General features: G+C 73.9%; 21 protein-coding genes. 2 read left to right on the forward strand and 19 right to left on the reverse strand.

Annotated elements, in window-relative coordinates; all coding sequences use genetic code 11:
- Nucleotides 1-16 precede the first annotated feature (16 nt).
- The 5 genes from D5H75_RS08915 to rsfS all read right to left on the reverse strand — a co-directional run bounded on the left by D5H75_RS08915 (nt 17) and on the right by rsfS (nt 3,530).
- Entirely contained in the window at nt 17-1,276 is a 1,260-nt protein-coding gene (locus D5H75_RS08915) for an RNA polymerase sigma factor (RefSeq protein ID WP_119925822.1), read from the reverse strand.
- Nucleotides 1,277-1,302: 26 nt separating this feature from the next.
- On the reverse strand, nt 1,303-1,671 hold the full coding sequence (locus D5H75_RS08920) for a YciI family protein (RefSeq protein ID WP_119925823.1): 369 nt from the start codon (nt 1,669-1,671) through the stop codon (nt 1,303-1,305).
- Between the two features lie 267 nt (nt 1,672-1,938).
- Nucleotides 1,939-2,415, reverse strand: coding sequence for a nitroreductase family deazaflavin-dependent oxidoreductase (locus tag D5H75_RS08925; protein ID WP_202637944.1), 477 nt, complete (start codon nt 2,413-2,415; stop codon nt 1,939-1,941).
- Between the two features lie 78 nt (nt 2,416-2,493).
- Entirely contained in the window at nt 2,494-3,126 is a 633-nt protein-coding gene (locus tag D5H75_RS08930) for a histidine phosphatase family protein (protein WP_119925824.1), read from the reverse strand.
- Entirely contained in the window at nt 3,123-3,530 is a 408-nt protein-coding gene (gene rsfS, locus D5H75_RS08935; protein ID WP_119925825.1) for a ribosome silencing factor, read from the reverse strand. Before rsfS ends, D5H75_RS08930 begins: the two co-directional genes overlap by 4 nt.
- Nucleotides 3,531-3,712: 182 nt before the next feature.
- Between rsfS and D5H75_RS08940 the strand changes: the two genes are divergently transcribed.
- A complete protein-coding gene (locus tag D5H75_RS08940) occupies nt 3,713-4,966 on the forward strand; it encodes an RDD family protein (RefSeq protein ID WP_119925826.1) in 1,254 nt (417 codons plus the stop codon).
- Here D5H75_RS08940 and nadD read toward each other — a convergent pair.
- A complete protein-coding gene (gene nadD, locus D5H75_RS08945; protein ID WP_119925991.1) occupies nt 4,942-5,562 on the reverse strand; it encodes a nicotinate-nucleotide adenylyltransferase in 621 nt (206 codons plus the stop codon). The two genes, D5H75_RS08940 and nadD, sit on opposite strands and share 25 nt — an antisense overlap.
- A gap of 247 nt (nt 5,563-5,809) precedes the next feature.
- Here nadD and D5H75_RS08950 point away from each other — a divergent pair, with 247 nt between their 5' ends.
- The gene (locus D5H75_RS08950) at nt 5,810-6,841 is read left to right on the forward strand and encodes a M48 family metallopeptidase (protein ID WP_202637945.1); all 1,032 of its coding nucleotides are present in this window, start codon (nt 5,810-5,812) and stop codon (nt 6,839-6,841) included.
- Nucleotides 6,842-7,001: 160 nt separating this feature from the next.
- On the opposite strand, the gene D5H75_RS08955 is transcribed toward D5H75_RS08950, so the two are convergent.
- The 13 genes from D5H75_RS08955 to mrdA all read right to left on the reverse strand — a co-directional run bounded on the left by D5H75_RS08955 (nt 7,002) and on the right by mrdA (nt 25,707).
- On the reverse strand, nt 7,002-8,258 hold the full coding sequence (locus tag D5H75_RS08955; RefSeq protein WP_119925992.1) for a glutamate-5-semialdehyde dehydrogenase: 1,257 nt from the start codon (nt 8,256-8,258) through the stop codon (nt 7,002-7,004).
- A gap of 110 nt (nt 8,259-8,368) precedes the next feature.
- A complete protein-coding gene (gene proB / locus D5H75_RS08960) occupies nt 8,369-9,517 on the reverse strand; it encodes a glutamate 5-kinase (RefSeq protein WP_202637946.1) in 1,149 nt (382 codons plus the stop codon).
- Between the two features lie 8 nt (nt 9,518-9,525).
- Complete coding sequence (gene obgE, locus D5H75_RS08965; RefSeq protein WP_119925828.1) at nt 9,526-10,890, reverse strand: GTPase ObgE; 1,365 nt, start codon at nt 10,888-10,890, stop codon at nt 9,526-9,528.
- Nucleotides 10,891-11,093: 203 nt separating this feature from the next.
- Nucleotides 11,094-11,351 carry a 50S ribosomal protein L27 gene (gene rpmA, locus D5H75_RS08970; RefSeq protein WP_119925829.1) on the reverse strand — a complete coding sequence of 86 codons (258 nt, stop codon included), beginning with the start codon at nt 11,349-11,351 and terminating at the stop codon, nt 11,094-11,096.
- 12 nt (nt 11,352-11,363) lie between these two features.
- A complete protein-coding gene (rplU, locus tag D5H75_RS08975) occupies nt 11,364-11,678 on the reverse strand; it encodes a 50S ribosomal protein L21 (RefSeq protein WP_119925830.1) in 315 nt (104 codons plus the stop codon).
- A gap of 150 nt (nt 11,679-11,828) precedes the next feature.
- A complete protein-coding gene (locus D5H75_RS08980; protein ID WP_202637947.1) occupies nt 11,829-13,037 on the reverse strand; it encodes an ABC transporter permease in 1,209 nt (402 codons plus the stop codon).
- A gap of 85 nt (nt 13,038-13,122) precedes the next feature.
- The gene (locus tag D5H75_RS08985) at nt 13,123-14,004 is read right to left on the reverse strand and encodes an ABC transporter ATP-binding protein (RefSeq protein WP_119925832.1); all 882 of its coding nucleotides are present in this window, start codon (nt 14,002-14,004) and stop codon (nt 13,123-13,125) included.
- 87 nt (nt 14,005-14,091) lie between these two features.
- The gene (locus tag D5H75_RS08990; protein ID WP_119925833.1) at nt 14,092-17,406 is read right to left on the reverse strand and encodes an Rne/Rng family ribonuclease; all 3,315 of its coding nucleotides are present in this window, start codon (nt 17,404-17,406) and stop codon (nt 14,092-14,094) included.
- 106 nt (nt 17,407-17,512) lie between these two features.
- Nucleotides 17,513-18,328, reverse strand: a complete 816-nt coding sequence (locus D5H75_RS08995) for a TIGR03936 family radical SAM-associated protein (protein WP_119925834.1) — start codon at nt 18,326-18,328, stop codon at nt 17,513-17,515.
- 294 nt (nt 18,329-18,622) lie between these two features.
- A complete protein-coding gene (locus tag D5H75_RS09000) occupies nt 18,623-19,846 on the reverse strand; it encodes an acyltransferase family protein (RefSeq protein WP_202637948.1) in 1,224 nt (407 codons plus the stop codon).
- Between the two features lie 244 nt (nt 19,847-20,090).
- A complete protein-coding gene (locus D5H75_RS09005) occupies nt 20,091-22,013 on the reverse strand; it encodes a TIGR03960 family B12-binding radical SAM protein (protein WP_119925835.1) in 1,923 nt (640 codons plus the stop codon).
- A 199-nt stretch (nt 22,014-22,212) separates the two neighbouring features.
- Nucleotides 22,213-23,373, reverse strand: coding sequence for a rod shape-determining protein RodA (gene rodA / locus D5H75_RS09010; RefSeq protein ID WP_119925836.1), 1,161 nt, complete (start codon nt 23,371-23,373; stop codon nt 22,213-22,215).
- A gap of 3 nt (nt 23,374-23,376) precedes the next feature.
- Nucleotides 23,377-25,707, reverse strand: a complete 2,331-nt coding sequence (gene mrdA / locus D5H75_RS09015) for a penicillin-binding protein 2 (RefSeq protein ID WP_119925995.1) — start codon at nt 25,705-25,707, stop codon at nt 23,377-23,379.
- Nucleotides 25,708-25,729 lie beyond the last annotated feature (22 nt).

Here is a 25,729-nt window from a genome sequence, read left to right on the forward strand (position 1 = left end):
GTTCCCCGGCGCGTCTCTAGGCCAGCGAGGCGCGGCGGCGGACCAGGAACTCGCGCTCCACCAGGTTCCCGGCGCGGGCGATCGCCTCGTCGTACGCCCGGGCGGCCTCGGCGGGGCGGTCCAGGCGGCGCAGCAGGTCGGCGCGGATCGCGTGGTACAGGTGGTAGCGGTCCAGGTCCAGCGCCTCGACCAGGGACAGCGCCTCGGCGGGCCCGGCGACCTCGGCCACCGCGACCGCCCGGTTGAGCGCCGCCACCGGCGTCGGCGCGACCGCCATGAGCTGGTCGTACAGCACGACGATCTGGGCCCAGTCGGTGTCCTCGGCCCGCGCCGCGTAGGTGTGCACCGCGTTGATCGCCGCCTGGATCTGGTACGGCCCCGGGCGCCCGCGCCGCAGGCACCGCCGCACGAGGTCGTGACCCTCGGCGATCAGGTCGCGGTCCCAGAGAGACCTGTCCTGCTCGGCCAGCCGCAGGAACTCCCCGCCGGGGCCGGTGCGGGCGGCCCGGCGGGCGTCCACGAGCAGCATGAGCGCCAGCAGGCCCAGCGCCTCGGGCTCGTCGGGCATCAGCTCCACCAGGAGGCGGCCCAGGCGGACGGCCTCCGCGCACAGGTCCTCGCGGACGAGCCGGTCGCCCGAGCCCGCCGTGTGGCCCTCGGTGAAGATCAGGTAGACGACCGCGAGCACGGAGCGGAGCCGCTCGGGCAGGTCGGCCTCGCGCGGCACCCGGTACGGGATGCCGGCGTCGCGGATCTTGGCCTTGGCCCGGACGAGCCGCTGCGCCATCGTCGGCTCGGGCACCAGGAACGCGCGGGCGATCTCGCCGGTGGTCAGGCCGCCGAGCAGCCGCAGGGTCAGCGCCACCCGGGCGGCCGGGGCCAGCGCCGGGTGGCAGCAGGTGAAGATCAGGCGCAGCCGGTCGTCGCGCACGGGCCCCTCCTCCTCCGCCGGGTCCGGCCGGTCCGCGGGGTCGGCGAGGTCGGCCCGGGCCGCCCGCTCGACCCGGTCCTCCAGCACGGCGGCCTCGGCGTGCTTGCCCCGCCCCGCGGCCTCGCGCCGGAGCCGGTCCACCGCCCGGTTGCGGGCGGTGGTGATGATCCATCCGGCCGGGGCGGGCGGGATGCCGGACTCCGGCCAGCGCCGCACCGCCTCGGCGAACGCGTCCTGCACCGCGTCCTCGGCCGCCTCGACGTCGCCGAGGACGCGGATCAGGACGGCCACGGCCCTGCCGTACTCCCGGCGGAAGACGGCCTCGACCTCGGCCCGGCCCTCCATCAGCCGGCTGTCCGGTCCCGCGTCGCTCAGGACCGCCCCTCCGCTCCGGGGAACTCGTCCTGGAACGGCCAGACCTCGATCGGCAGGCCGGTGATCTCGGCCGTGCGCCGCCCCCACGCGAGCGCGGCGTCCAGGTCCGGCGCGCGCACGATCGTGAACCCGCCGATGTACTCCTTGCCCTCGGTGTACGGGCCGTCGGTGGTGAGGACCTCGTCGCCCTCGCGCCGCAGGACGGTGGCCGCCGAGGGCCGGTGCAGGGCGCCGGAGAACACGAAGCAGCCCGCGTCCCGGATCTCCCGCTCCAGAGCGTGGAGCTGTTCCATGATCGGGTCCAGGAACTCCTGCGGCGGCGGGGGCGCGTCGGGCTGGTGCATGGCGATCATGTACTGCTTCATGGCCGTCCTCCTCGTTCCGGGCCGCGCGGCGCGGGCCCTCTCACCCTCTACACGAACGGCCCCCGCCGGTTTCGACACGGCGCGCCGATTCCGTCCCGGAATTCCCTGCCCGCCGTACGGCGGAGCGCACGCCCGAGCCGCCGCGACGCCGTACGGCCGGCGCGACGCCGTACGGCCGGCGCGACGCCGTACGGCCAGCGCGGCCGGACGGGGCGGGCGCGGCCGGACGGGACGGTGCGGCGGTGCCCGGCGGCGGGGGCGGGGCGGTCAGGCGGGGTCGCAGATGACGACCGGGATCTCGCGGTCGGTCCGGGACTGGTAGTCGTCGTAGTCGGCGTACATCTCGACCAGGCGCGGCCACAGGGCGGCGCGCTCCTCGGGGGAGGCGGTGCGGGCGGTCATGAGGCGGATGTCGTCGCCGGTCTGGACCGTGACCCGCGGCGTCCGCCGCAGGTTTAGGTACCACTGGGGGTGCGTGGGCAGGCCGCCCTGGGACGCCACCACGACCACGCGTCCGCCGTCGCGCAGGTAGAGCAGCGGGACGGTGCGCAGGCGGCCGGTCTTGCGGCCGCGCGTGGTGAGCAGGCAGACGGGGGCGGGCCTGCGGCGCGCCGAGCCCATGCGCCACCTGCCGCCGACGCGGCCGCCCGTGGCGCGGTAGATCCAGACGTTGGCGACCGACATCGCCCGCATGATCCTGACGGCCGAGGGCGAGTCGAGCCCGTGCGGACGGGTCTCGGTCACGGGAAAACCTCCTGCGCTCGGAATCGTCCCCCGAGCGCAGGATAGATCGGCTCCCGGCCCCCGCGCGAGGGCCCGCGGTCAGGAGGCGGTGGCGGCGGGCGAGTCGTCGCTGCTCACGGGCTCGGGCAGGGTGCCGGCGTTGTGCTCCAGCAGCCGCCAGCCCGAGCGGCCCTCGTGCAGGACCGACCAGGAGCAGTTGCCCAGGCCGCCGATCGCCGACCACAGGTCCTGCGGCAGGCCCAGCAGCCGGCAGATGCCCAGGCGCAGCGCCGCGCCGTGCGAGGCGACCACGAGCGTGCCGTCCTCGTCGGTCTTGGCGGCCCAGCCCTCGATCGCGGCGGCCACCCGGTCGGCGACGTCGCTCACGGGCTCACCGAACGGCGGGCTCCAGGAGGCGTACTCCTCCGGCCAGCGCGCCTTGATCTCGGTGGAGGTCAGGCCCTCCCACTCGCCGCCGCCGCGCTCGCGCAGCGCCTCGTCCAGCTCCACGCGCAGCCCGGTCAGCGAACCGAGCGCCCGGGCGGTGTCCGCCGCGCGCCGCAGGTCCGAGGAGACGATCAGCGACGGCCGCAGCGCGGCGAGCATGGCCGCGGCCCGCGCCGCCTGCGCCACCCCGGTCTCGTTCAGCGGGATGTCGCTGTGGCCCTGGAAGCGGTGCTCCACGTTCCACCGGGTCTGGCCGTGCCGCCAGCAGACGACCCGCCTGCTCACTCGGCCGTCCCGGCGCCCCGCGCGCGCTGCGCCGCGACCGCGGTCACGCTCTCGGGCAGCTCGATGCCGGGGCAGTCCTTCCAGAGCCGCTCCAGGGCGTAGAAGGTGCGGTCCTCCTCGTGCTGGACGTGGACGACGATGTCCACGTAGTCCAGCAGCACCCAGCGGCCCTCGCGCTCGCCCTCGCGGCGCACTGGCTTGGCCCCGATGTCGCGCAGCCGGTCCTCGATCTCGTCGACGATCGCGCGGACCTGCCGGTCGTTGCTCGCCGAGCAGAGAACGAACGCGTCCGTGATGACGAGCTGGTCGCTGACGTCGTAGGCGATGATGTCGTCGGCGAGCTTGTCGGCCGCCGCCTCAGCCGCGACGGTGACCATCTCGACGGCCCTCTCAGATGCACTCACTTTGGTGCGCTGACCTCCTAGGTCGGGGACTCCACCTCTCTACCCGATCCCGGGCGAGACCCCCACATGTTCAGTGAAGTGTCTTCGAGCGTACTGTGCCCCGGCCATCTGTTTTCCCCGCCATGACATGATCTCGCTCCCCCCTTTCACCGAAGGGCCCCGTTCCCACCGAAGGACCCCCGTTGCCCGGCTCTCCCCCGCCACCGCCCGGCTCGCCGCGGCGCTTCCCGGCCGTCCGGCTCGCCGCCCTGGCCGCGGCCGCCCTCCCAACGCTCAACCAGCACTGGCTCCACTGGTGGCCGCCCGGCCTTCGATACGACTCCGGGGGGCCGGGCGCGGACGGCGCGGAGGTGGTGTACGAGGAGCGGTACTACGTGCGGGCGCCGGACGGCCGGGCGCTCACGGAGGACGAGGAAGACCTCGGCGGTCTCCTCGACGGCCGTGGCCTGCCCGGCGGTCCCGGTGAGGTCCGCGGCGGGACGCCGGGGGACGACGCGAGCGTGTCGCACTGGCTCGGGCTCGACGACCCCGGCGGGCGCGAGCCCGGGTTCCTCGACCTTCTCGTCGGCGGCGACCACGACTACTTCCGCTGGAGCCCCGGCCCGCCCGCGCCGGTCCCCACGAGGACCGGGGTGATGACGCCCCGGCCGGGCCTCGCCGAGTTCGTGGCGAATGAGGTGATCGAGATCGCGGCCGCCGCCGTCGACTGGGGGCTCCCGGCCCTCCTCGTGCTCGCCGCCTTTCTGGCCCGGTCCCGTTCCGGGAGCGCCGCGCCGGTCCGGCCCCTGGCCGTCGCGCTGCTCCTCCCCGCCGTCGTCACGCTCGCCCAGCCCTGCCTCGCCGGGGAGGACGGCGAGCTCCTGCCGCCGGGGAGCGCCGCCTGGCTCGGCGCGGCCCTCTCCTTCGCCGGGCCCACCCAGCTCGCCTACGCGGCGGCCGCGATCCTCGCCGGGCTCACCCCCTCCGCGGGCGTCGCGCCCGGCGCGGCTCCGCCGTACCGGCGCAGGCTCCTGGCGATCGGCGTGGACTGGGCGGTCGTCTGCGTGCTGTCGGAGACGCTCACGGAGGCGCTCGACGTCGCCGGGTTCGGCGGCCTCACCGGCGTCCCGTCCGTGGGCGGCGCCGGCGAGCTCGCGCCCTGGAACTCACCGCTCGTCCTGGTGCTGTTCCTCTACGGCTGGGGGTTCCGGGGCTGGACCCCCGGCAAGGTCCTCGCGGGCCTGAGCGCGCAGCGCCGGGGCGCGCCCCTCCCGGCCGGGCGGGCGGCCGTGCGCGCGCTCGTGTGCCCGGTGCTCCTGCTGACGCCCGGATACGGCGTGGCGCTCCTGCTGGTGGATCTGGGGTGGATGCTGGTGGATCCGGCGCGGCGGTGCCTGCACGACGTGGTCGCGGGCGGCGTCGTGCGCGCGTCTCAGACCATCGCCTCGTCGCGGTAGAGGTTGCGCTTGTTGATGTACTGGACGATGCCGTCGGGGACGAGGTACCAGATGGGCTCGCCCGCCGCCACGCGCTCGCGGCACTCGGAGGAGGAGATCGCCAGCGCGGGGACCTCGATGAGGCTGACCTTGCCCTCGGGGAGGCCGGGGTCGTGGAGGTGGTGGCCGGGGCGGGTGCAGCCGATGAAGTGCGCCAGCTCGAACAGCTCCTCGGCGTCCTGCCAGGTCAGTATCTGGGCGAGGGCGTCCGCGCCGGTGATGAAGTAGATGTCCACGTCGTCGCCGTACTCGGCGCGGACGTCGCGGAGGGTGTCCTTGGTGTAGGTCTCGCCGGGACGGTCCACGTCCACCCGGCTCACCGAGAACCGGGGGTTCGACGCGGTCGCTATCACCGTCATGAGGTACCGGTCCTCGGCCCGGGAGACCTCGCGGTCGTTCTTCTGGTACGGCCGGCCGGTCGGCACGAACACCACCTCGTCGAGGTCGAAGTGATGCGCCACCTCGCTGGCCGCCACCAGGTGACCGTGGTGAATCGGGTCGAACGTCCCGCCCATGACGCCCAGGCGCTTGATGCCGTTAGAGGCCCCACTCCTCATGTTCTGGGACACTAGCGCCTCGTCCGCGGAGAACGCCTACCGCCCCCCGCCGGAACCGCCTCTGCGGTCTCCGCCGCCCCTGGAGCCGCGCCCGCCCCGCCCGCGAGGCCCGGGGGGCGGACTTCACCCGTCCTTGTAAACCCCATCGCCTCGTCTTGTCAGGATCTTACGGCCAGGCGGGAGCGGGTACGGCTCGCGCCATGCCGGGTGACGGGAACTCTGGGAAGCGCCGGAGCGTCGACATAGCATGCCCGATATGACCTCCACGCCGGATCGCAACCGGGTGCGCTTCCCCGGAATCAGCTCCCGAGCATACGAACACCCCGCCGACCGCTCGGCGCTCGTGGCGATGCGCAGCCTCTCCGGGTTCGACTCGGTGCTCAAGCGCATGGCCGGGCTGTTCAGCGAGCGCCGCCTTCGCCTGATGTTCCTCGCGTCGGCCGTGCGCACCTCCGAGACCCAGTTCCGCGGCCTGCACGACATGGGCCGCGACGCCGCCTACATCCTCGACCTGCACCGCATCCCGGAGCTCTACGTCCAGCAGGACCCCAAGGCGTACGCCATGGCGATCGGCTTCGACGAGCCGTTCATCGTGGTCTCCTCCGGCATGCTCGACCTGTACGACGAGGAGGAGCTGCGGTTCATCGTCGGGCACGAGACCGGGCACATCCTGTCGGGCCACGCCGTCTACGGCACCATGCTCGCCATCCTCACCCGGCTCGCGACCCGCGTGGCGTGGATCCCGCTCGGCTACATCGGCCTGCGGATCATCGTCACCGCGCTGGAGGAGTGGCAGCGCAAGGCCGAGCTGTCCTCCGACCGCGCGGGCCTGCTCGCCGGGCAGGACCCCGACGCCGCGCTGCGCGCGCTGATGAAGATGGCCGGCGGGTCGCGGCTGCACGAGATGAACACCGAGGCGTTCATGGACCAGGCCCGCGAGTACGACACCGCGGGTGACGTGCGCGACGGCCTCCTCAAGGTCCTCAACCTGATCGGGACCACCCACCCGTTCGCGGTCTCCCGCTTCGCCGAGCTGGACCGCTGGCGCCGCGGCGGGGAGTACGACCGCATCCTCGCCGGCGACTACCCCCGCCGCGCCGACGACGCGCAGGCCAAGATCTCCGAAGAGGTCAAGAACGCCGCCAAGTCCTACCGCGAGTCCTGGGCCCAGTCGCAGGACCCCTTCGTGGGCCTGGTCCGCGACGTCGCCGAGGGCGTGGTCAGCGCGGGCGAGCGCATCTTCACCCGCATGACCGGCCGCGGCGGCTCCGGCTCCTGAGCCCCGCCCCGCCCGCTCCCGAGAAGGGCTCCCTCCCCCCGAGGCGAGCCCTTCTCCCGTCTCACCCGGCCACCTTTACGTTGTAGATCACGAATTTGCCGCCGTACCCGGACACGGCGGCGGCCCGCTCCGCCGGGGGCGGGGCGGGCCGGAGGGCGCGTCAGGCGCGGATGTGGCCGTCGCCGGTCACGACGTACTTGGTGCTGGTCAGCTCGGGGAGGCCCATGGGGCCGCGGGCGTGCAGCTTCTGGGTGCTGATGCCGATCTCCGCGCCGAAGCCGAACTCGCCGCCGTCGGTGAAACGGGTGCTGGCGTTGACGACGACCGCGGCGGAGTCCACCAGGGAGACGAAGCGGCGGGCGGCGGGCTGGGAGCGGGTGATGATCGCGTCGGTGTGGCCGGAGCCGTAGCGGCGGATGTGGGCCACCGCGTCCTCCAGGCCGTCCACCACCGCTGCCGCGATGTCGAGGGAGAGGTACTCGGTGGCCCAGTCCTCCTCCGTGGCCGGGACCACGTCGGCGCTGTACTCGGCCACGCGCTTGTCGCCGTGGACCGTCACCCCCGCCTCGGCCAGCGCGGCCAGCGCCCGGGGGAGGAAGCCGGGGGCCGCGTCCCGGTGGACGAGCAGGGTCTCGGCGGCGTTGCACACCGAGCAGCGCTGGGTCTTGGAGTTGAGCAGGATCGACAGGGCCATGTCGAGGTCGGCCTCGGCGTCCACGTAGACGTGGCAGACGCCGACGCCGGTCTCGATCACGGGCACGACCGAGTTCTCCACGACCGAGTTGATCAGGGACGCGCCGCCGCGCGGGATCAGCACGTCGACGAGACCGCGGGCCTTCATGAGGTGCTGGACGGACTCGCGCGAGGTGCCGGGGACGAGCTGGACCGCCTCGGCGGGCACGCCGGTGCCGCGCAGGGCGTCCCGCATGATCTCGACGAGCGCGGTGTTGGAGGAGTAGGCCGAGGAGGAGCCGCGCAGCAGCGCGACGTTGCCGCTCTTCAGGCAGAGGGCGGCGGCGTCCACGGTGACGTTGGGGCGGCCCTCGTAGATGATGCCGACCACGCCCAGCGGCACCCGGATCTGGCGCAGCTCCAGGCCGTTGGGCAGCACCGAGCCGCGCACCACCTCGCCCACGGGGTCGGGCAGCCCGGCCACGTGGCGCACGGCGTCGGCGATCGCGGCGATCCGGTCCTCGTCGAGACGCAGCCGGTCGATCATCGCGGCGCTCGTGCCGTTCTCGCGGGCGCGGGCGACGTCCTCGGCGTTCGCGGCCACGATCTCGGCGGAGCGCTCCACCAGCGCGTCGGCCAGGACGCGCAGCGCGGCGTCCTTGACCGAGCGCGGCAGCGGCGCCAGCTCGGCGGCGGCGTCCTTGGCGCGTCGCGCCACGTCGAGAAACTGCTCTGCCTCGGTCATCACGGCCTCCACGGGCTGATGGAGCTCAGGGGACTGTCTCGGGATCGGATCGCGAGCCGGGCGCGCCGCCGCGCGGCGCCCCCGGTCCCGGCGGGCGCCGTCGGCCGCCGTCACGGTGTGAGCACAACGATATCGTCGCGGTGAATGAGTTCGCGTTCGTACTCGGGCCCCAGCTCGGCGGCCAGGTCGCGGGTGGAGCGGCCCAGCAGCCCCGGGATCTCGCCGGCGTCGAAGTTCACCAGGCCCCGGGCGACCACCTCCCCCGCCGGGCCGCACAGGTCCACCGGGTCCCCGGCCGCGAAGTCGCCGTCCACCCCGGTCACCCCGGCGGGCAGCAGCGACTTGCGCCGCTCCACCACCGCCTCCACGGCCCCGGCGTCGAGCGAGAGCCTCCCGCGGCCGGTCGCGGCGTGGGCCAGCCAGAGCAGGCGGGTGCCCGGGTGCTGGCCCGCCGGGTGGAAGAACGTGCCCACGTCGTCGCGCCCGTCGAGCGCGGCGGCGGCGTGCGCCGCGGCGGTGAGCACGACCGGCACGCCCGCGCCGGTGGCGATGCGCGCCGCCTGCACCTTGGTGATCATGCCGCCGGTGCCGACGCGGCCGGACCTGCCCAGCTCGACGCCCTCCAGGTCGGCGGGCCCGCGCACCTCGCTCAGCCGCCGGGCGCCGGGCCGCCGCGGATCCCCGTCGTACAGCGCGTCCACGTCGGACAGCAGCACGAGCCCCTCGGCGTGCACCAGGTGCGACACCAGCGCCGCGAGCCGGTCGTTGTCGCCGAAGCGGATCTCGTCGGTGGCCACCGTGTCGTTCTCGTTGACCACCGGCACGATGCCCAGCTCCAGCAGCCGCACCAGCGTCCGCTGGGCGTTGCGGTGGTGCGACCGGCGGATCATGTCGTCGGCGGTGAGCAGCACCTGGCCCACGCGCAGGCCGTACCGGGCGAAGGAGGAGGTGTAGCGCGCGACCAGCACGCCCTGCCCGACCGAGGCCGCGGCCTGCTGGGTGGCCAGGTCGCGCGGCCGGGCGGTGAGCCCGAGTGGGCCGAGCCCGGCGGCGATGGCCCCGGAGGACACGAGGACGACCTGGGCGCCGGCGAGCCTGCGCCGCGCGAGCACGTCCACGAGGGCGTCCACCCGGTCCCCGTCGATCGTGCCCTGCGGGGTGGTCAGGGAGGACGATCCCACCTTGACCACGACGCGGCCCGCCTTCGCCAGCGACTCGCGCGACGCCCCGGGGTCGATCACCGTGCGCTCCTGTCTCATGGGGAGGTTCAGTTGATGCGGTTGTCGGTGCCCCGCGGCCCGAGGTGGGCGGCGGAGGCGTCCAGGGACGGCTCCCAGTCGAAGACGTAGCCGTCCTCCTCCGAGCCGATGACGACCTCGGCGCCGGCCTCGGCCCCGGCCTCGCGCAGGGCCTCCTCGATGCCCAGGCGGTTGAGCCGGTCGGCCAGGTAGCCCACGGCCTCGTCGTTGGCGAAGTCGGTCTGCCGGATCCACCGCCTCGGCTTGGCGCCGGTGACCAGGAAGGAGTTCTCGCCGGTGCGCCGCACCTCGAACTCCTGCCCGCCGAGCTGGCGGGGCCGGATGACCAGCCGCGTCGGCTCCTCCACGGGCGCGGCGGCGCGGGCGGCGGCGACCATCTCGCCCATGGCGTACGACAGCTCGCGCAGCCCCTCGCGGGACGCGGCGGAGATGACGAAGACGCGCAGCCCCCGCTCCTCCAGCATCGGCTTGACCAGCTCGGCCAGCTCGCGCGCCTCGGGCACGTCGGCCTTGTTCAGTACGGCGAGGCGGGGGCGGTCCGCGAGCTCGCCGTACGCCGCGAGCTCGGCCTCGATCACCTCGAAGTCGCTGACCGGGTCGCGGCCCGGCTCCTGGGTGGCGCAGTCGAGCACGTGCACCAGCGTGGAGGAACGCTCCACGTGGCGCAGGAACTCAAGGCCCAGGCCCTTGCCCTCGGACGCGCCGGGGATCAGCCCGGGCACGTCGGCGACGGTGAAGACGGTCTCGCCCGCGGTGACGACGCCCAGATTGGGCACGAGCGTCGTGAACGGGTAGTCGGCGATCTTGGGCCGGGCCGCGGAGAGCGCGGCGACCAGCGAGGACTTGCCGGCGTTGGGGAAGCCGACGAGCGCGACGTCCGCGAGCGTCTTCAGCTCCAGCGTGACGTCGAGCGCCTCGCCCTCCTCGCCGAGCAGGGCGAAACCGGGGGCCTTGCGCTTGGCGGTGGCGAGCGCGGCGTTGCCCAGCCCGCCGTGGCCGCCCTGGGCGACGACGTAGCGGGTGCCGGCGCCGACCAGGTCCACGAGCACCTCGCCGGTCCTGGCGTCCTTGACCACGGTGCCGTTCGGGACGGGCAGCACGACGTCCTCGCCGTTGGCGCCGTCCCGGTTGCCGCCGGCGCCCTGCTTGCCGTTGCCGGCCTTGCGGTGCGGGCGGCGGTGGTAGTCGAGGAGGGTCGCGGTGTTGGGGTCGACCTCCAGGATCACGTCCCCGCCGCGCCCGCCGTTGCCCCCGTCGGGGCCGCCGAGCGGCTTGAACTTCTCCCGGTGCACGGAGGCGCAGCCGTTCCCCCCGTCGCCCGCCTTGACGTGCAGGACGACCTGGTCCACGAACTGCCTGCTGTGATCGGCCACTGCTTCCCCTCCTGGTTCCGGGTCCCGGTGCGTCCGCGCCCCGGAGTCCGGGGCGTCCGGTGACGGAGACCCCGGTTGCGAATCGCCGCGCCGTCCCGGGCCCCCGCGCGGGGGCCGCCGGTGAACGGCGTCTTCAGCGAAACAACAAGGGCGGATCGGTTATTCGATCCGCCCTTGCTCTACGTCGTTTCCGTATCGCGGATCTACTCCGCGACCGGGACGATGCTCACGGCGCGCCGGCCACGCTTGTTGCCGAACTCGACGTGGCCCGCGACCAGCGCGAACAGCGTGTCGTCACCGCCACGGCCGACGTTGTCGCCGGGGTGGAAGTGGGTGCCACGCTGACGGATGATGATCTCACCCGCGTTCACGAGCTGGCCGCCGAAGCGCTTCACGCCCAGGCGCTGGGCGTTGGAGTCCCGGCCGTTCCGAGTGGAGGAGGCGCCCTTCTTGTGTGCCATCTGGCTCTCTACCTACTTCCCGGAGTTGATGCCGGTGACCTTCACCTGGGTGTACCGCTGGCGGTGACCCTGGCGCTTCTTGTAACCGGTCTTGTTCTTGTACTTCAAAATGTTGATCTTCGGGCCCTTGGTCTCGCCGAGGATCTCGGCGGTGACCTGGTAGGCACCGAGAGCTGCCCGGTCGCTGGTGACATCGCCGCCGTCGACGACGAGAACCGCCGGCAGCGTCACCGTGGAACCGACCTCGCCGGAGACCTTGTCGACCTCGACGACGTCACCGACGGACACCTTCTGCTGCCTGCCGCCGCAACGAACGATCGCGTACACCGCGGAACCCTTCTACTGGCCTTAGTTTCGATCAGTCGCGCATCCAGCGTCCCAGGGTCGAAGAGGACCACCTACGGGGTAAGGCCGGGAGGCGCGAAAGCAAGGCACGCCATAGACGCACTGCTGACTAAGAGTACCGGATGGATCGGGTCAAGGTCGAACCGACCGGGACTCCCGCCCGCCCAGCGCCTCCTTGAACGATACCGTGCCGCCCATCCGCAGCACTCCCCCCTCGTAGATGCGCCCGGCCAGCACCATCAGGCCCGCGACCGCCGCGGCCGCGAGCGCCAGCGCGACCGGCGCCTCCCACGGGTCGGCGTATCCGGCGACCTGCCGCACCGGCTGGATCATCGCGGAGAACGGCGGGATGATCCCGAGCACCCGCGCGATCATGTTGTCCGGGGCGTTCATCGCCCACAGCGCCCCGAAGAACGACACCATGACCAGCATCATCATCGGCCCGGTGACGCTCTGGAGCTCCTCCTGCCGTGACACCCGCGCCGCGCCGGTGGCGAACAGGCAGGCGTACAGCAGGTAGCCGAGCAGGAACCAGCCGACCAGCGTGAACGCCGAGCCGCCCAGCACCCCCAGGGGCAGGTCCACCGACCCGGTCAGCCGCACGGCCACCAGCCCCACCGCGATCACCAGGACGAGCTGGATCAGCCCGAGCAGCCCGATGCCGAGCACCTTGCCCGCGAGCAGGACCCGCGCCCGCATGGTGGCCAGCAGCAGCTCCACGACGCGGCTGGACTTCTCCTCCACCACGCCCATGGCCACCCACATGCCGTATCCGATGATCTGCCCGTACAGCAGGATGACCGCGAAGAACGCGACCCCCTTGCGGGCGTCCGCGCCGGGGTCGGGCGGGTCGAGCGCGGTCACCTGGAGCGGCGGCGGGGACAGCGCCTCCCGCGCCTTGTCCGGGGCCACGCCCAGGGACTCCACGCGCTGCTCGGCGGCCGTCCGCGCGTGCGCGCCCTGGAGCAGCGCGCCCAGCACCGGGTCCAGCTCGCTCCGCACGATCACGCGCCCGTTCACCACGGCGGCGTCCAGATCGCCGCCGGAGACCTCCGCCCGCGCCGCCGCCTCGCTCGGCACCGACCGCGCCCGCACGTCCTCCCGCTGCTGCCCGGCCGCGCCCGTCACCGCCTCGGCCAGCCGCGACTCCCCGGGCCCGAAGCCCACCCGATGGGTGCCGTCGCCGCCGATCACCGCGGGCAGCACGGCCACGCCGACCAGGATCAGCAGCGTGACCAGCGTCGAGACCATGAACGACCGCTGCCGCAGCCGTTCCACCAGCTCCCGGCGCGCGACCAGCCGGATCCCCGTCCAGGCCGGCAGCCTCCCGTTCGCCGTCATCGCTCCCCCTCCGCGCCCCGCGCCGCCGTACGGCATGGGCCCGCCGTACGGCAGGAGCCCGCGGCGCCGTTCGCGCCCATCGTGATCATTCGGCCACCACCTCGCGGAACAGGTCGGTGAGGGAGGGCTTGACCGGGGTGAACTCGCGCACGGGGCCGGCGGCGCGGGCGGCGTCGAGCAGGAGCTGCTCGTCCACGCCGTGGGCCAGCTCGGCCACCACGACGTCGCCGCGGCGCTCGATCACCGTCACGCCCGCCAGGTCCGCGGCCCAGCCCCCCGTCGCCTCGACGCGGTACCGCCGGGGGCGGCCGTCGCCGCGCAGGTCCTCGATCGTGCCGGCGGCGACCATGCGCCCGTCCCGCACGATGCCCACGGCGTCGCACATGCGCTCGACCAGGTCGAGCTGGTGGCTGGAGAAGACGACCGGCTTGCCGGCCGCGGCCTGGCCCTTGAGCGCCTCGGCGAGCACGTCCACCCCGACCGGGTCGAGGCCGGAGAACGGCTCGTCGAGGACGAGCACCTCGGGGTCGTGCACGAGGGCCGCGGCGAGCTGGACCCGCTGCTGGTTGCCCAGCGACAGCTCCTCCACCCGGTCGCCGGCCCGCGCGGACACGCCCAGCTCCTCCAGCCACCGCGCGGCGGCGGCGCGGGCGTCGCGGCGGCTCGCCCCGTGCAGCTCGGCCAGGTAGCCCACCTGGTCCAGGACCCGCATCTTGGGGTAGAGCCCGCGCTCCTCCGGCATGTACCCGAAACGGCGCACGGTGTCCCGGTCCACCCGGGAGCCGCGCCAGCGCACCTCGCCGGAGTCGGGCGCGAGCACGCCGAGGACGATGCGCATGGTCGTGGTCTTGCCCGCGCCGTTGCGGCCCACGAAGCCGTACATCCGGCCCGGCTCGACGGAGAACGACAGGCCGTCCAGCGCGACGACGTCGCCGTACCGTTTGCGCAGAGAGTCTATTTCGAGCACGAGAACACCCTATGACCCGCGATCAGGGCTGACCACGGGCCATAGGGCGCACGGTTTCCGGGGGCCTCCGGGTCAGGCCCCCGTCTCCTAGGCCTCGGTGCCTCCGCGCGAGCGGCGGGAACGGCGGCGCTTGGGCTGGGTGTCCACCACTTCCTCGGAGACCGTGTCGCGCACGGGCTCGTCGGCGGCGGCCACGACCCCGGCCGGGGCCACGTCCTCGGCGTCCTCGCCCTTGCGGCGGCGGCGCGAGGAGGACTTCGTCTTCTCGGCGACGGCCTTCTCGATGGCCATCTTGCCCTGCGTGCCGCGCGGCTCCGGCGTGCCGGCCACCGGCTCGGTGGAGACGTGCACGCCCCGGCCGTTGCAGCACTCGCACGGCGTGGAGAAGGCCTCCAGCAGGCCCTGGCCCACCCGCTTGCGGGTCATCTGGACCAGTCCCAGCGAGGTGACCTCGGCCACCTGGTGCTTCGTGCGGTCGCGGGCCAGGCCCTCGACCAGCCGGCGCAGCACCAGGTCGCGGTTGCTCTCCAGCACCATGTCGATGAAGTCGATCACGATGATGCCGCCGACGTCGCGCAGCCGGAGCTGGCGCACGATCTCCTCGGCCGCCTCCAGGTTGTTGCGGGTGACCGTCTCCTCCAGGTTCCCGCCCTGGCCGGTGAACTTGCCGGTGTTGACGTCGATGACCGTCATGGCCTCGGTGCGGTCGATCACCAGGGAGCCGCCGGAGGGCAGCCACACCTTGCGGTCGAGCGCCTTGGCGATCTGCTCGTCGACGCGGTAGGCGGCGAAGACGTCCTCGTCGCCGTCCCACTTCTGGAGCCGGTCCACCAGGTTCTCGGAGACGTGCTCGACGTACGGCTTGATCGTCTCCCAGACGTCCTCGCCCTGGACCACCAGCGAGCTGAAGTCCTCGTTGAAGATGTCGCGGACGACGCGGATCGTCAGGTCGGGCTCGCCGTACAGCATCTCCGGCGGGCTGGCCGTCTTGGCCTTGCGCTGGATGTCCTCCCACTGCGCGGCCAGGCGGCGGACGTCGCTCTCCAGCTCCTTCTCGCTCGCGCCCTCGGCGGCGGTGCGGACGATCACGCCGGCGTTCTCCGGCATGACCTTCTTGAGGATCTGCTTGAGGCGCGTGCGCTCCTTGTCCGGCAGCTTGCGGCTGATCCCGGTCATGGAGCCGTCGGGGACGTACACCAGGAAGCGGCCGGGCAGGCTGACCTGGCTGGTCAGGCGGGCGCCCTTGTGCCCGATCGGGTCCTTGGTGACCTGCACGAGCACGGACTGGCCGGACTTGAGCGCCGACTCGATGCGCTTGGGCTGGCCCTCCAGCCCGGCGGTGTCGAAGTTGACCTCGCCGGCGTAGAGCACCGCGTTGCGGCCCTTGCCGATGTCGACGAACGCCGCCTCCATGCTGGGCAGCACGTTCTGCACCTTGCCGAGGTACACGTTGCCGACGTACGACTGGCTGGACTCGCGGTCGACGTAGTGCTCGACCAGCACGCCGTCCTCCAGCACCGCGATCTGGGTGCGCCCGCCGTGGCGGCGCACCACCATCACGCGCTCGACGGACTCGCGGCGGGCCAGGAACTCCGACTCGGTGATGATCGGCGGACGGCGGCGGCCGTGCTCGCGGCCCTCGCGGCGGCGCTGCTTCTTGGCCTCCAGCCGCGTGGAGCCGCGCAGCCCCTGCACCTCGTCCACGACGCGCTCGGCGGCGCGCGGCTCGCGGATGCGGACCACGGTGTTCACCGGCTCGTCGGGGGCGGGCTCGATCTCCTCGCCGTTGCGGCGGCGACGCCGGCGGCGGCGGCGCGAGCCGGCCTCGGACTGCTCCTGCTCGGTCTCCTCGCGCTCGGCCTGGGCCTGCTCGGCCTCGTGGTCGGCGTCCTCGGCGTCCTCGCCGCCCTCGTCCTGGGCGTCCTTGGAACGGCCCCGGCCGCGACCGCCGCGGCGGCGACGGCGGCGGCGCGAGCCGGACTCGTCGTGCTCCTCGTCGTCCTCCTCGGCGCGGTCGGCCTCGAGGTCCTCCTCGGGCTCGACCGGCTCGGGGACGGCGGGCTTGGCGGGGGCGGGCGCGGGGGCCACCGGCGGCTGGAACAGCACCATCGGCGCCTGGAAGGTGGCGGCGGGGACGCGCGGGGCCTCCTCGACCTCGACCTCGTCCACGCCGAACGCGGCGAGCAGGTCCTCGACGACGTTGCCCTCGTCGTCGACCTCGGCCACGGCCGCGGCCTCCTCGACGTCCTCGGGCCCGGCCTCGTCGTCATCGTCGTCGTCGGCGGCGGCGGGCAGCTCGGCCGCGGGCGCGGCCTCGGCGGCCTCGGCCTTGCGGACGCGGCGGCGGCGCGGCCTCTCGTCCTCCTCGGCGGCGGGCGCGGCCGGCTCGGCCGTCCCCGCGGCCTCGGCCGCCTCGGCCGCCTCGGTCTCGGCGGCGGCCTTGGCCCTGGTCCTGGTGGTACGGCGGCGCGCCGGGCGCTCCTCCGCGACCTCGGCCTCCGGAACCTCGGGCGCGGTCTCCTCGGGCGCGGTCTCCGCGGAGGCGGTCTCCCCGGGGGCGCCGGCCTTGCGGGCGGCGCGGCGGGTGGTACGGCGGGCCGGGCGGGCCTGCTCCAGCTCGCTCTCGACCACCGCGATCTCGGCCTCGGGCTCGGCGGCGGCGGACGGGACGGCGGCGGGCTCGGCGGCCGGCGGCGTCTCGTGCTCCTCGGGCGGCGGGCCGGCCTTGCGGGCGGCGCGGGACCTGGTGCGCGCGGGGGCGGCCTCGCCCGTCTCGGCCGCGGTGACCGTCGCGGCGGCCTCGGCCTCCCCGGCGGGGGCGGCCTTGCGGGCGCGGGTGGTCCTGCGGGCCGGGGCGGCGGTCTCGGGGACGGCCGTCTCCTCGGGCTCGGGCGGCGGGCCGGCCTGGCGCGTGGCGCGGGCGGCGGGGGCCAGCGGCGCGGCCTCGCGCACCTCGCCCGCGGGCACGACGACGGGCGCCGCGTCCTCGGCCGTCTCCTCGGGGGCGGCGGCCTTGCGGCGGGTCCGGGTGGCCGCCGTCGTGGTGGCCGCTGTCGTGGTGGCGGCGGTCGTGGTGGGGGCCTTGCGCGTGCGGGTCGTCTTGCGGGCCGGGGCGGGCTCGGGCTCCTCCAGGTCGGCGGGGGGCGGCCCGGCCTGCCTCGTGGCGCGGGCGGCGGGCGCGGGCGGCGCCGCCTCGCGCACCTCGCCCGCGGGCACGACGGGAGCCGAGGGGGCTGGCGCCACCTCGGCGATCTCCTCCCCGGCGTCCGGGGGCGGTCCCGCCGGGCGGCTGGCGGTGCGCCTGCGCCTCGGGGTCTTCGCCTCCGTGCTCACGTCCGCGGTCGTCTCTGTCGTCGTCTCGGCGGGACCCTCGGTCTCGCCTGTGGGCTCGTTGTCGAGCATCCGGGCAGTCTCCCGTCAGCTCCCGGGCGCGTCGCCGCGCCGCGCGGGAGCTCTCGTCTCTCGCTCATCGCCGGCGCCGCCTCGGGGCGGGCTCCGGCGCGAAGTCCTATCGGCCGACGACGGCGTCCGCCGCATTCGCGGGCGCGGGCACGGCCTCTTCGCCTGCGCCGCCTGCCGGTCCCTGCTCACGAGCTCCCCGGTCGGGGGCGAGCGGGTCGGCGAGCCCGCCGGACGCGTCCAGAGGCCCCTGCGCCAGCCTGGTCACCGAAGGCGGTGCCGGCGGCGCGAGGTCGGCCACCTGACGCAGTCCGGAGAGGACGTCGTCGGGTCGTACGGCGGGTGTCATGTGCCGAACAACCATTCGAAGTATCGCACAAGGGACAGCCTGATATTCCCCGGCGCGCCGCTCGGCGTCGTGACCGGCGGTTTCGTCCACCGCCAGGGACACCACAGCGGTACGTGCGTCGAAGCGCCGCACTCCCTTCTTGGTCAGGCGCTCGACCTCGACCACGGGCTCGGCGAGGAACCGCTCCACGGCCTCGCGCGCCCGTCCGGGGCTTACCCCGTCCAGGCGCACTTCCCACGACGACCCTTCCAGCCGGTCGGCGAGGGCGCCTCCCGACGCCTCGACGACGTCGAGCACGTCGAGCCCGGGGGGCAGCGAGGAGTCCAGGTCGGCGCGGAGCCGCTGGGGGTCGCAGGGTGTCGTCACGCCGATCTCAAGGTATTCGGCCTCGCTGGCGACCCCGGTGGGAGCGGCGCCCGCGTAGGAGATCTTGGGGTGCGGGGAGAAGCCGGCGCTGAACGCCACCGGAATCCCCGCCCGCCGGACGGCGCGTTCGACTGCACGCGAGATGTCGCGGTGGCTGGTGAATCGCAGCCGCCCTCGTTTGGCGTAACGAACCCGCAACCGCTGCGCCACGGGCGCGGGCGGGGGGCCGTCGGGAACAGGCTTCAGAGCGGTGTCGTCCTTCCCGTGTCAAATCCAGTTGCACCAAGGATAAGCCTCCTGACAAGAGCACTGTTCACCCTTGACGGCCCGTCCCTCACAGAGAGGCACCGGTAAATCGGTGCAAACCCCTCCATTTCCGGCGGATCCGGCCGGGGAGACAGGCCGATCCGACCTCCGGGACAGGGTCCGGAGACACCCTCCCCCGGCGTGGTGGCGGCCCGCCGGGACGGGTCGCGCCCGCCGGGATGGGGGACGGGGCGCGGCCTACCTGGATATGGGGCGGCGGCGCCAGCGGCGGCCGAACAGGGCGATCACCGGGAGGGTGCACAGCAGCGGGGCGACGATCGCCAGCGGGCGGGTGAGCCACCACTGCAGGTCGGGGGGCACGTGGTCGTTCAGATCCTCGCCGAACACCCACCAGCCCAGGCCGCGGGCGATCGCCATCCCGGTGGTGTGGAAGAGGAAGAGCGGGAGGGCGAAGCGGTTGATGGTCTCGTTGACCCGGTGCCACAGGGGCCGCTGGAGCCGGTGCTCCATGACGGGGCGGAACACCTCCACCACGCCCATCTGGAAGACCAGCAGCGCCACGATGACGAACGTGGGCGGGGCCATGTTGGACAGCTCGCCGGGCACGCCGACCATGGAGCCGGGGTAGAGGCCGGAGAAGACCAGGCCGAGCAGCGCGAACAGGCCCGTCGTGAGGATCGCGACGTCGAAGCGGCGCGGCAGCCGCACGATGCGCTCGTAGAAGAACCCGGCCTGGTGGGCCAGGCCCCAGACGAGGACCATGTTGAGCCAGCTCACCCAGTCGATCCCGTAGCGGAAGCGCAGGACGTCCACCGCCAGGGCCGCCCCGCCGAGCCAGATGAGCACGAGGACGTCGTACTTGCGGTGCAGGTAGAGCGAGATCGGCAGCAGCGCGATCAGCACCAGGTAGACCGCGAGGAACCACAGGGGGCTGATGATCAGGATCACGACCTGGCCCATCCAGGACAGGTCGAACGCGCGCCCGACGATCGCGCCGAGCACCGCCCAGGTCAGCGCGAGCGACAGCCCCGGGATCGCGAGGGCGCGCAGCCGCTTCCAGACGAACGCCCCGATGCCGACGCCGCGCGCGCACGCCCGCTCCCACGACAGCAGGTGCACGTGCCCGCCGACGTAGAAGAACAGCGGCAGCACCTGGAGCAGCCAGGTGAACACCCACAGCCCCGAGGTGAACCCCAGCGGGCTCGTCGGCTGCGGCCCGCCGGGACTCCACTGCAGGATCGTGAAGCACCAGTGCCAGAGCACCACCACGATCAGGCTGAGCGCGCGCAGCCAGTCCACGTAGCGGTCCCGCGTGACCGGTCCGGGGTCGGCCCGCGTCGCCCCGCCTCCCGGCGCGGCCGCGGTTCCCGCCACGGGCTCGGCTCCGGCCCCCTGCCCGCCCGGCCGTACGGCGGCCGCCGCCTCCGGCGCGGCTCGCAGGGCCTCCGGCGCCGCTCTCACGGCCTCCGGCGCCGCTCTCACGGCCTCCGGCGCGGCGGTCGCGGCGTCCGCCCCGGGCTCCGCGGCCGCCGGTTCCGGTGGACGTGTGGCGCGCTGACCTGGGACGGGACCGGCGGAGGGCCGGTCCTGCGGCGCGGCGGGCGAGGGGGCGGGCGTGGCGGGCCCGGCCTCGTGATCTCGGTCGTCGTCCCGCACGGGGTACCCCCTCGTAAGCCTGTCGCCCTGGCCGGGCCGCCAGGCCCCGTCAGACCACCGTCAGGGGGAGGAGCTTTCTACCGGTCGGGCCGATCTGGATCTCTGTCCCCATTGTCGGGCATACGCCGCAGTCGTAGCAGGGGGTCCAGCGGCAATCCTCGACCTCGCCCTCGCCGAGCGCGTCCTGCCAGTCCTGCCAGAGCCATTCGCGGTCGAGGCCGGCGTCGAGGTGGTCCCAGGGCAGGACCTCGTTCTCGTCGCGCTCGCGCAGGGTGTACCAGTCGAGGTCCACCGGCTCGTCGGCCAGGGCCTTCTCGGCGCACGACATCCAGCGCTCGAACGAGAAGTGCTCGCTCCAGCCGTCGAAGCGGCCGCCGTCCTCCCACACGGCCCGGATGACCTTGGCCACCCGGCGGTCGCCGCGCGAGAGCAGGCCCTCGATCACCGACGGCTTCCCGTCGTGGTAGCGCATGCCGATGGCCCGGCCGTACTCCCGGTCCTTGCGCAGCGTGTCGCGCAGGGCCTTGAGGCGGCGGTCCACGGTCTCGTGGTCGGTCTGCGCCGCCCACTGGAACGGCGTGTGCGGCTTGGGCACGAACCCGCCGATGGAGACCGTGCAGCGGATGTCGCGCGAGCCGCTGACCTCACGCCCGGCCTGGATCACGCGGCGGGCGAGGTCGGCGATGGCGAGCACGTCCTCGTCCTCCTCGGTCGGCAGGCCGCACATGAAGTACAGCTTGACCTGCCGCCAGCCCTGGCCGTACGCCGTGGAGACCGTGCGGATCAGGTCCTCCTCGGAGACCATCTTGTTGATGACCTTGCGCATGCGCTCGGACCCGCCCTCGGGGGCGAACGTCAGGCCGGAGCGGCGGCCGTTGCGGGAGAACTCGTTGGCGAGGGTGATGTTGAAGGCGTCGACGCGGGTGGACGGCAGCGACAGCGAGGTGTTGGTGCCCTCGTAGCGGTCGGCCAGGCCCTTGGCGATGTCGCCGATCTCGGAGTGGTCGGCCGACGAGAGCGACAGAAGGCCGACCTCGTTGAAGCCGGACTCGCGGACGCCCGCCTCGACCATGTCGCCGATCGTGGTGATCGAGCGCTCGCGCACCGGGCGGGTGATCATGCCCGCCTGGCAGAACCGGCAGCCGCGCGTGCAGCCGCGGAAGATCTCCACGCTGAACCGCTCGTGGACGGTCTCGGCCAGCGGGACCAGCGGCTTCTTGGGGTAGGGCCACTCGTCGAGGTCCATGACCGTGTGCTTGTGGACGCGCCAGGGCACGCCCTCGCGGTTGGGCACGACCCGCTTGATCCGCCCGTCGGGGTGGTATTCGACGTCGTAGAACCTGGGCACGTAGACGCCGCCGGACTCCGCGAGCCGCATGAGCAGCTCGTCGCGCCCGCCGGGGCGGCCCTCGTCCTTCCACTCCCGGATGACCTCGGTGATCGCGATGGCGATCTGCTCGCCGTCGCCCAGCACCGCCGCGTCGAGGAACTCGGCGATGGGCTCGGGGTTGAACGCCGCGTGCCCGCCCGCGAGCACGATCGGGTCGTCCTCGCCCCGGTCGGCGGCCCGCAGCGGGATGCCCGAGAGGTCCAGCGCGGTCAGCAGGTTCGTGTAGCCCAGCTCCGTCGAGAAGGACACGCCCAGCACGTCGAACGCCCGCACCGGCCGGTGCGCGTCCACCGTGAACTGCGGGACCCCGTGCTCGCGCATCAGGGCCTCCAGGTCGGGCCACACGGCGTAGGTGCGCTCGGCGAGCGTGCGGTCCAGCTCGTTGAGGATCTCGTAGAGGATCTGCACGCCCTGGTTGGGCAGGCCGACCTCGTAGGCGTCGGGGTACATCAGCGCCCAGCGGACGTCGGCGTCGTCCCACTCCTTGACGGTCGAGTTCAGCTCGCCGCCGACGTACTGAATCGGCTTCTGCACCTTGGGCAGCAGCGCTTCCAGGCGGGGGAACAACGACTCGACAGACATACGCCAAGCCTAGCCGCCGCCGTCCCCTGCCCCGCACGCCCCGCGCCGCCCTCCCGCCCCGCGCGGTGCGCCCACCGCCCCCGTCCGCGCCTCCCGCGCCGTACGGCCGCCGCGTCCCGTACGGCTCGCGCCGCGCCCCGTACGGCGCGCACCGCCCCGGATTCCGGCACGGCCCGGGCGGCGCGGGGTCCCGGACGCGTCAGCCGTACGAGCGTTCGCGGATGTGGATGGCCTGGAGGAGGCCGATGGCGATGAAGTTGGCGAAGGTGGCGGTGCCGCCGTACGACACGAACGGCAGCGGCAGGCCGGTGATCGGCATGATGCCGATGGTCATGCCCACGTTGATGAACATCTGGAACGCCAGCCAGCACACGATGCCCGAGGCGACCAGCGCGCCGAAGCGGTCCTCGCACTCCCGCGCGATCTTCAGGCCGCGCAGCAGGACCACGCCCAGCAGGCCGACGATCGCGGCGGCCCCGACGAAGCCCAGCTCCTCCCCCGCCACCGTGAAGACGAAGTCGGTGTGCTGCTCGGGCACGAACTTGCCGGTGGTCTGGCCGCCGTTGAACAGGCCCTTGCCGAAGACCTCCCCCGACCCGATCGTGATCAGCGCCTGGCGGCTGTTGTAGCCGGCGCCGCGCGGGTCGAGCGAGGGGTCGATGAAGGCCATGAAGCGGTTGACCTGGTAGGCCTCCAGGAGCTGAAACTGCCAGACGATCACGGCCGCCACCACCGCGACGCCGGCGAGCCCGGCGATCCAGCGCATCCGCACGCCCGACAGGATCAGGACGCCCGCGGTGATCGCCACCAGGACCAGGGTGGTGCCCAGGTCGGGCTGGAGCATCACCAGCCCCATGGGGATCGCCGCGATGCCCAGCGCCAGCCACACGTCGAAGTCGCGGGGGCGCACGTCGTCCTCGCGCACCTCGGCCAGCAGCAGCGCCAGGCCCAGGACCAGCGCGGGCTTGGCGAACTCCGAGGGCTGGAACTGGAACGCCCCGCCGATCACGATCCAGGAGTGCGACCCGTTGATCGTCTCGCCGGCCGGGGTGAGCACGAGCAGCAGCCCGAGCATGGCCAGGGCGTACAGCAGCGGCGCGTAGGCGCGCAGCCAGCGGTGGTCCACCATGGCGATGGCGCCGCCGAGGCCGAGCCCGATGCACAGGTTGAGCAGGTGCCGCTGGAGCAGCCCGGACGGGGCGCCGGCCAGCGACGCGCGGGTGGACGACCAGACCAGCAGCGTGCCGATCACCGTGAGCGCGGCGACGGCGGCGAGCAGCCAGCCGTCCATGCGCCAGACCGGCGAGGCGACCCCGGCGACCCTGCGCGCGAGCGAGGGTGAGCGCGTCAGCGACGTCATGGGCTACTCCCCCTGGTCACGTGGCCTCCGCGGGCCGTCGTCGGCGTCCGGCTCGCGCGCCCGGGGGCCGTCCTCGCCGGCGTTCCCGGGCGTGCCCTCGCCGGGTCCCTCTCCCGTGCCCTCGCCGGGTCCCTCGCCCGTCCCGTCGCCCGTGCCCTCGCCCGGCGCGTCATCGGGGCCGCGGCGGGGCGGGGTGGCCTCCTCCTGGTCGCCCGGGCGCCCGGGCCGGCCGGGGCGCTCGGAGTCCCGCGGCGTCTTGACCGGGATCGCCTCGTGCCGCGGGTCCGGCGGCACCCGCACGGTCCCGTCGGCCTGGAACGCCGGCAGCCCGCTCGGCGGCACCCCGCCGGGCATCGCCGCGGGCCGGCCCACGCCGTAGATGCTCTCCCAGATCTCCCGGGCGATGGGCGCGGCCACGCCGCCGCCCATGCCGCCCTGGCTGACCATGACGACCACGACGAAGCGCGGGTCCTGGGCGGGCGCGAACGAGGCGAACCAGGCGGTGTCGCGCTTGCCGTACACCTCGGCGGTCCCGGTCTTGCCGGCCACGTGGACGCGGTCCAGCGGGAACGTGCTGAACGGCCCGGCCGCCGTGCCCTTGCCCCGCGTCACGTCGGCCAGCGCGCGGCGCATGTAGTCGCGCACCTCGTCGCTGACCGGCAGCCGGCCGACCACCGGCGGCGTGATCTCCTTGACGACCCTGCCGTCCGGCCGCACCAGCGCGCGGGCGATCCGGGGCGAGCGGATCCTGCCGTCGCCCACCAGCGCGGCGTACGCCACGGCGAGCTGGAGCGGCGTGACGAGCACGTCGCCCTGGCCGATGGAGAAGTTGGCCGCGTCACCGGGCCGCCAGACGTAGCCCTCCTTGCAGTTCTCCGCGGCCAGCCGCTTGAGGAACACCGCCCGCGTGGGGTCCTTGCGGTGGACCTCCGGATAGCCGGTCCTGGCGCGCCTGCAGTTCTCCTCGCGCGTGACCTCCCACAGGTCCCGCTTCCACTCGCGGGACGGGATGCGGCCGTCGGCCTCGTTGGGCAGGTCGATGCCGGTGCGGCGGCCGAAGCCGAACGCGCGGGACATGGCCTCCAGCGGGTCGCGGGGCTTGGCGCGCGGGCGGATCCCGCCGTCGCGCTGCCACTGCTCGTAGGCGAAGCGGTAGAAGATCGTGTCGCAGGAGACGACGAGCGCCTGGTGCAGGTTCATGCGGCCGTGCGCGACGCCCTCGAAGTTGCGGAACTCGCGGTTCCCCACGCGGAAGGTGCCGGGGCAGTCGTAGGTGCCGTGCAGCGGGTATCCGTCCTTCACGGCCCCGGCCACCGAGACGACCTTGAACGTGGAGCCCGGCGCCAGCTCGCCGTTGGTGGCGCGCGAGGTCAGCGGCTTGCCGTTCTTCTCCGACAGCAGCCGCTGGTAGGCCGGGTCGGAGATGCCGCCGATCCAGATCTTGGGGTTGTAGGTGGGCAGGCTCGACAGGGCGATCACCCGGCCGGTCTTGACGTCGAGCACGACCCCGGCCGCGCCGTCCGGGCGGTCCTTCGCGCGCCGCATGACCTTGTCCAGCGCCGCGTCCACGGACGCCTGCACCCGCGCGTCGATGCTGGTCACGAGCGTGTCGCCGGTGGTCGGGGCCATGTGGCTCTCGGTTCCGATGATCTTGCCCATGCGGTCCACGTTGTAGGCGCGCACGCCGGGCTTGCCGCGGAGGTACTCGTCGTACTGCGCCTCCAGGCCCGACCGGCCCACCAGGTCCACCCCGGAGAAGCTGGCCTTCAGCCCGACCCGCCGCTCCAGCTCCTGCTGGGTGACCGGCTGGAGGTAGCCGAGCATCTGCGCCCCGTCGTCGCCCAGCGGGTAGTCGCGCACCGCCTGCACGCGCGCGCTGACCCCGGGGAACTCCTCCTGCCGCTCCAGCAGTTGCAGCGCCATCGGCGTGGACACGTGGTCGTCCACCGGCACCGGCTGGTACGGCGAGCCGGGCCAGCACGGGCGCGACACCTTGGGCCCGCACAGCCGTACCCGCTTCTGGATGTCCACCGCGGGGCGGCCGAGGAGCTCGGCCAGCCGCCCGATGACGGCCTTGCCCTTGTCCGGCATGCGGCTCAGCTCCATCGTGTCCACCGAGACCACGAGGGACGTGCGGTTGCGCACCAGCGGGCGGCCGACCGCGTCGAGGATCTGGCCGCGCACGGCGGGCACGACGACGGCGCGGGTCTGCGTCTTGTTGGCGACGGTGACGAAGTGCTGGCCGCGCATGACCTGGACCTGCCAGAGGCGGCCGGCCAGCACGACGAGCATGACGACCACGAACACGTGCAGGGCGATCATCCGGCTCTGCATGAGGCTCACGCGGGACCTCCGG

Source organism: Bailinhaonella thermotolerans (genome assembly GCF_003594875.1).
In the GTDB taxonomy this organism is placed as follows: domain Bacteria; phylum Actinomycetota; class Actinomycetes; order Streptosporangiales; family Streptosporangiaceae; genus Bailinhaonella; species Bailinhaonella thermotolerans.

Bases quoted from the DNA above. Each gene is read 5' to 3' on its own strand.
- D5H75_RS08915 (WP_119925822.1), bottom strand. From the start codon at position 1,276: ATGGAGGGCCGGGCCGAGGTCGAGGCCGTCTTCCGCCGGGAGTACGGC.
- D5H75_RS08980 (WP_202637947.1), bottom strand. From the start codon at position 13,037: ATGACGGCGAACGGGAGGCTGCCGGCCTGGACGGGGATCCGGCTGGTC.
- rodA (WP_119925836.1), bottom strand. From the start codon at position 23,373: ATGACGTCGCTGACGCGCTCACCCTCGCTCGCGCGCAGGGTCGCCGGG.
- mrdA (WP_119925995.1), bottom strand. From the start codon at position 25,707: ATGCAGAGCCGGATGATCGCCCTGCACGTGTTCGTGGTCGTCATGCTC.
- rpmA (WP_119925829.1), bottom strand. From the start codon at position 11,351: ATGGCACACAAGAAGGGCGCCTCCTCCACTCGGAACGGCCGGGACTCC.
- proB (WP_202637946.1), bottom strand. From the start codon at position 9,517: ATGAGACAGGAGCGCACGGTGATCGACCCCGGGGCGTCGCGCGAGTCG.
- nadD (WP_119925991.1), bottom strand. From the start codon at position 5,562: ATGAGGAGTGGGGCCTCTAACGGCATCAAGCGCCTGGGCGTCATGGGC.
- D5H75_RS08920 (WP_119925823.1), bottom strand. From the start codon at position 1,671: ATGAAGCAGTACATGATCGCCATGCACCAGCCCGACGCGCCCCCGCCG.
- D5H75_RS08955 (WP_119925992.1), bottom strand. From the start codon at position 8,258: ATGACCGAGGCAGAGCAGTTTCTCGACGTGGCGCGACGCGCCAAGGAC.
- D5H75_RS08990 (WP_119925833.1), bottom strand. From the start codon at position 17,406: ATGCTCGACAACGAGCCCACAGGCGAGACCGAGGGTCCCGCCGAGACG.
- D5H75_RS09005 (WP_119925835.1), bottom strand. From the start codon at position 22,013: ATGTCTGTCGAGTCGTTGTTCCCCCGCCTGGAAGCGCTGCTGCCCAAG.
- D5H75_RS08950 (WP_202637945.1), top strand. From the start codon at position 5,810: ATGCCCGATATGACCTCCACGCCGGATCGCAACCGGGTGCGCTTCCCC.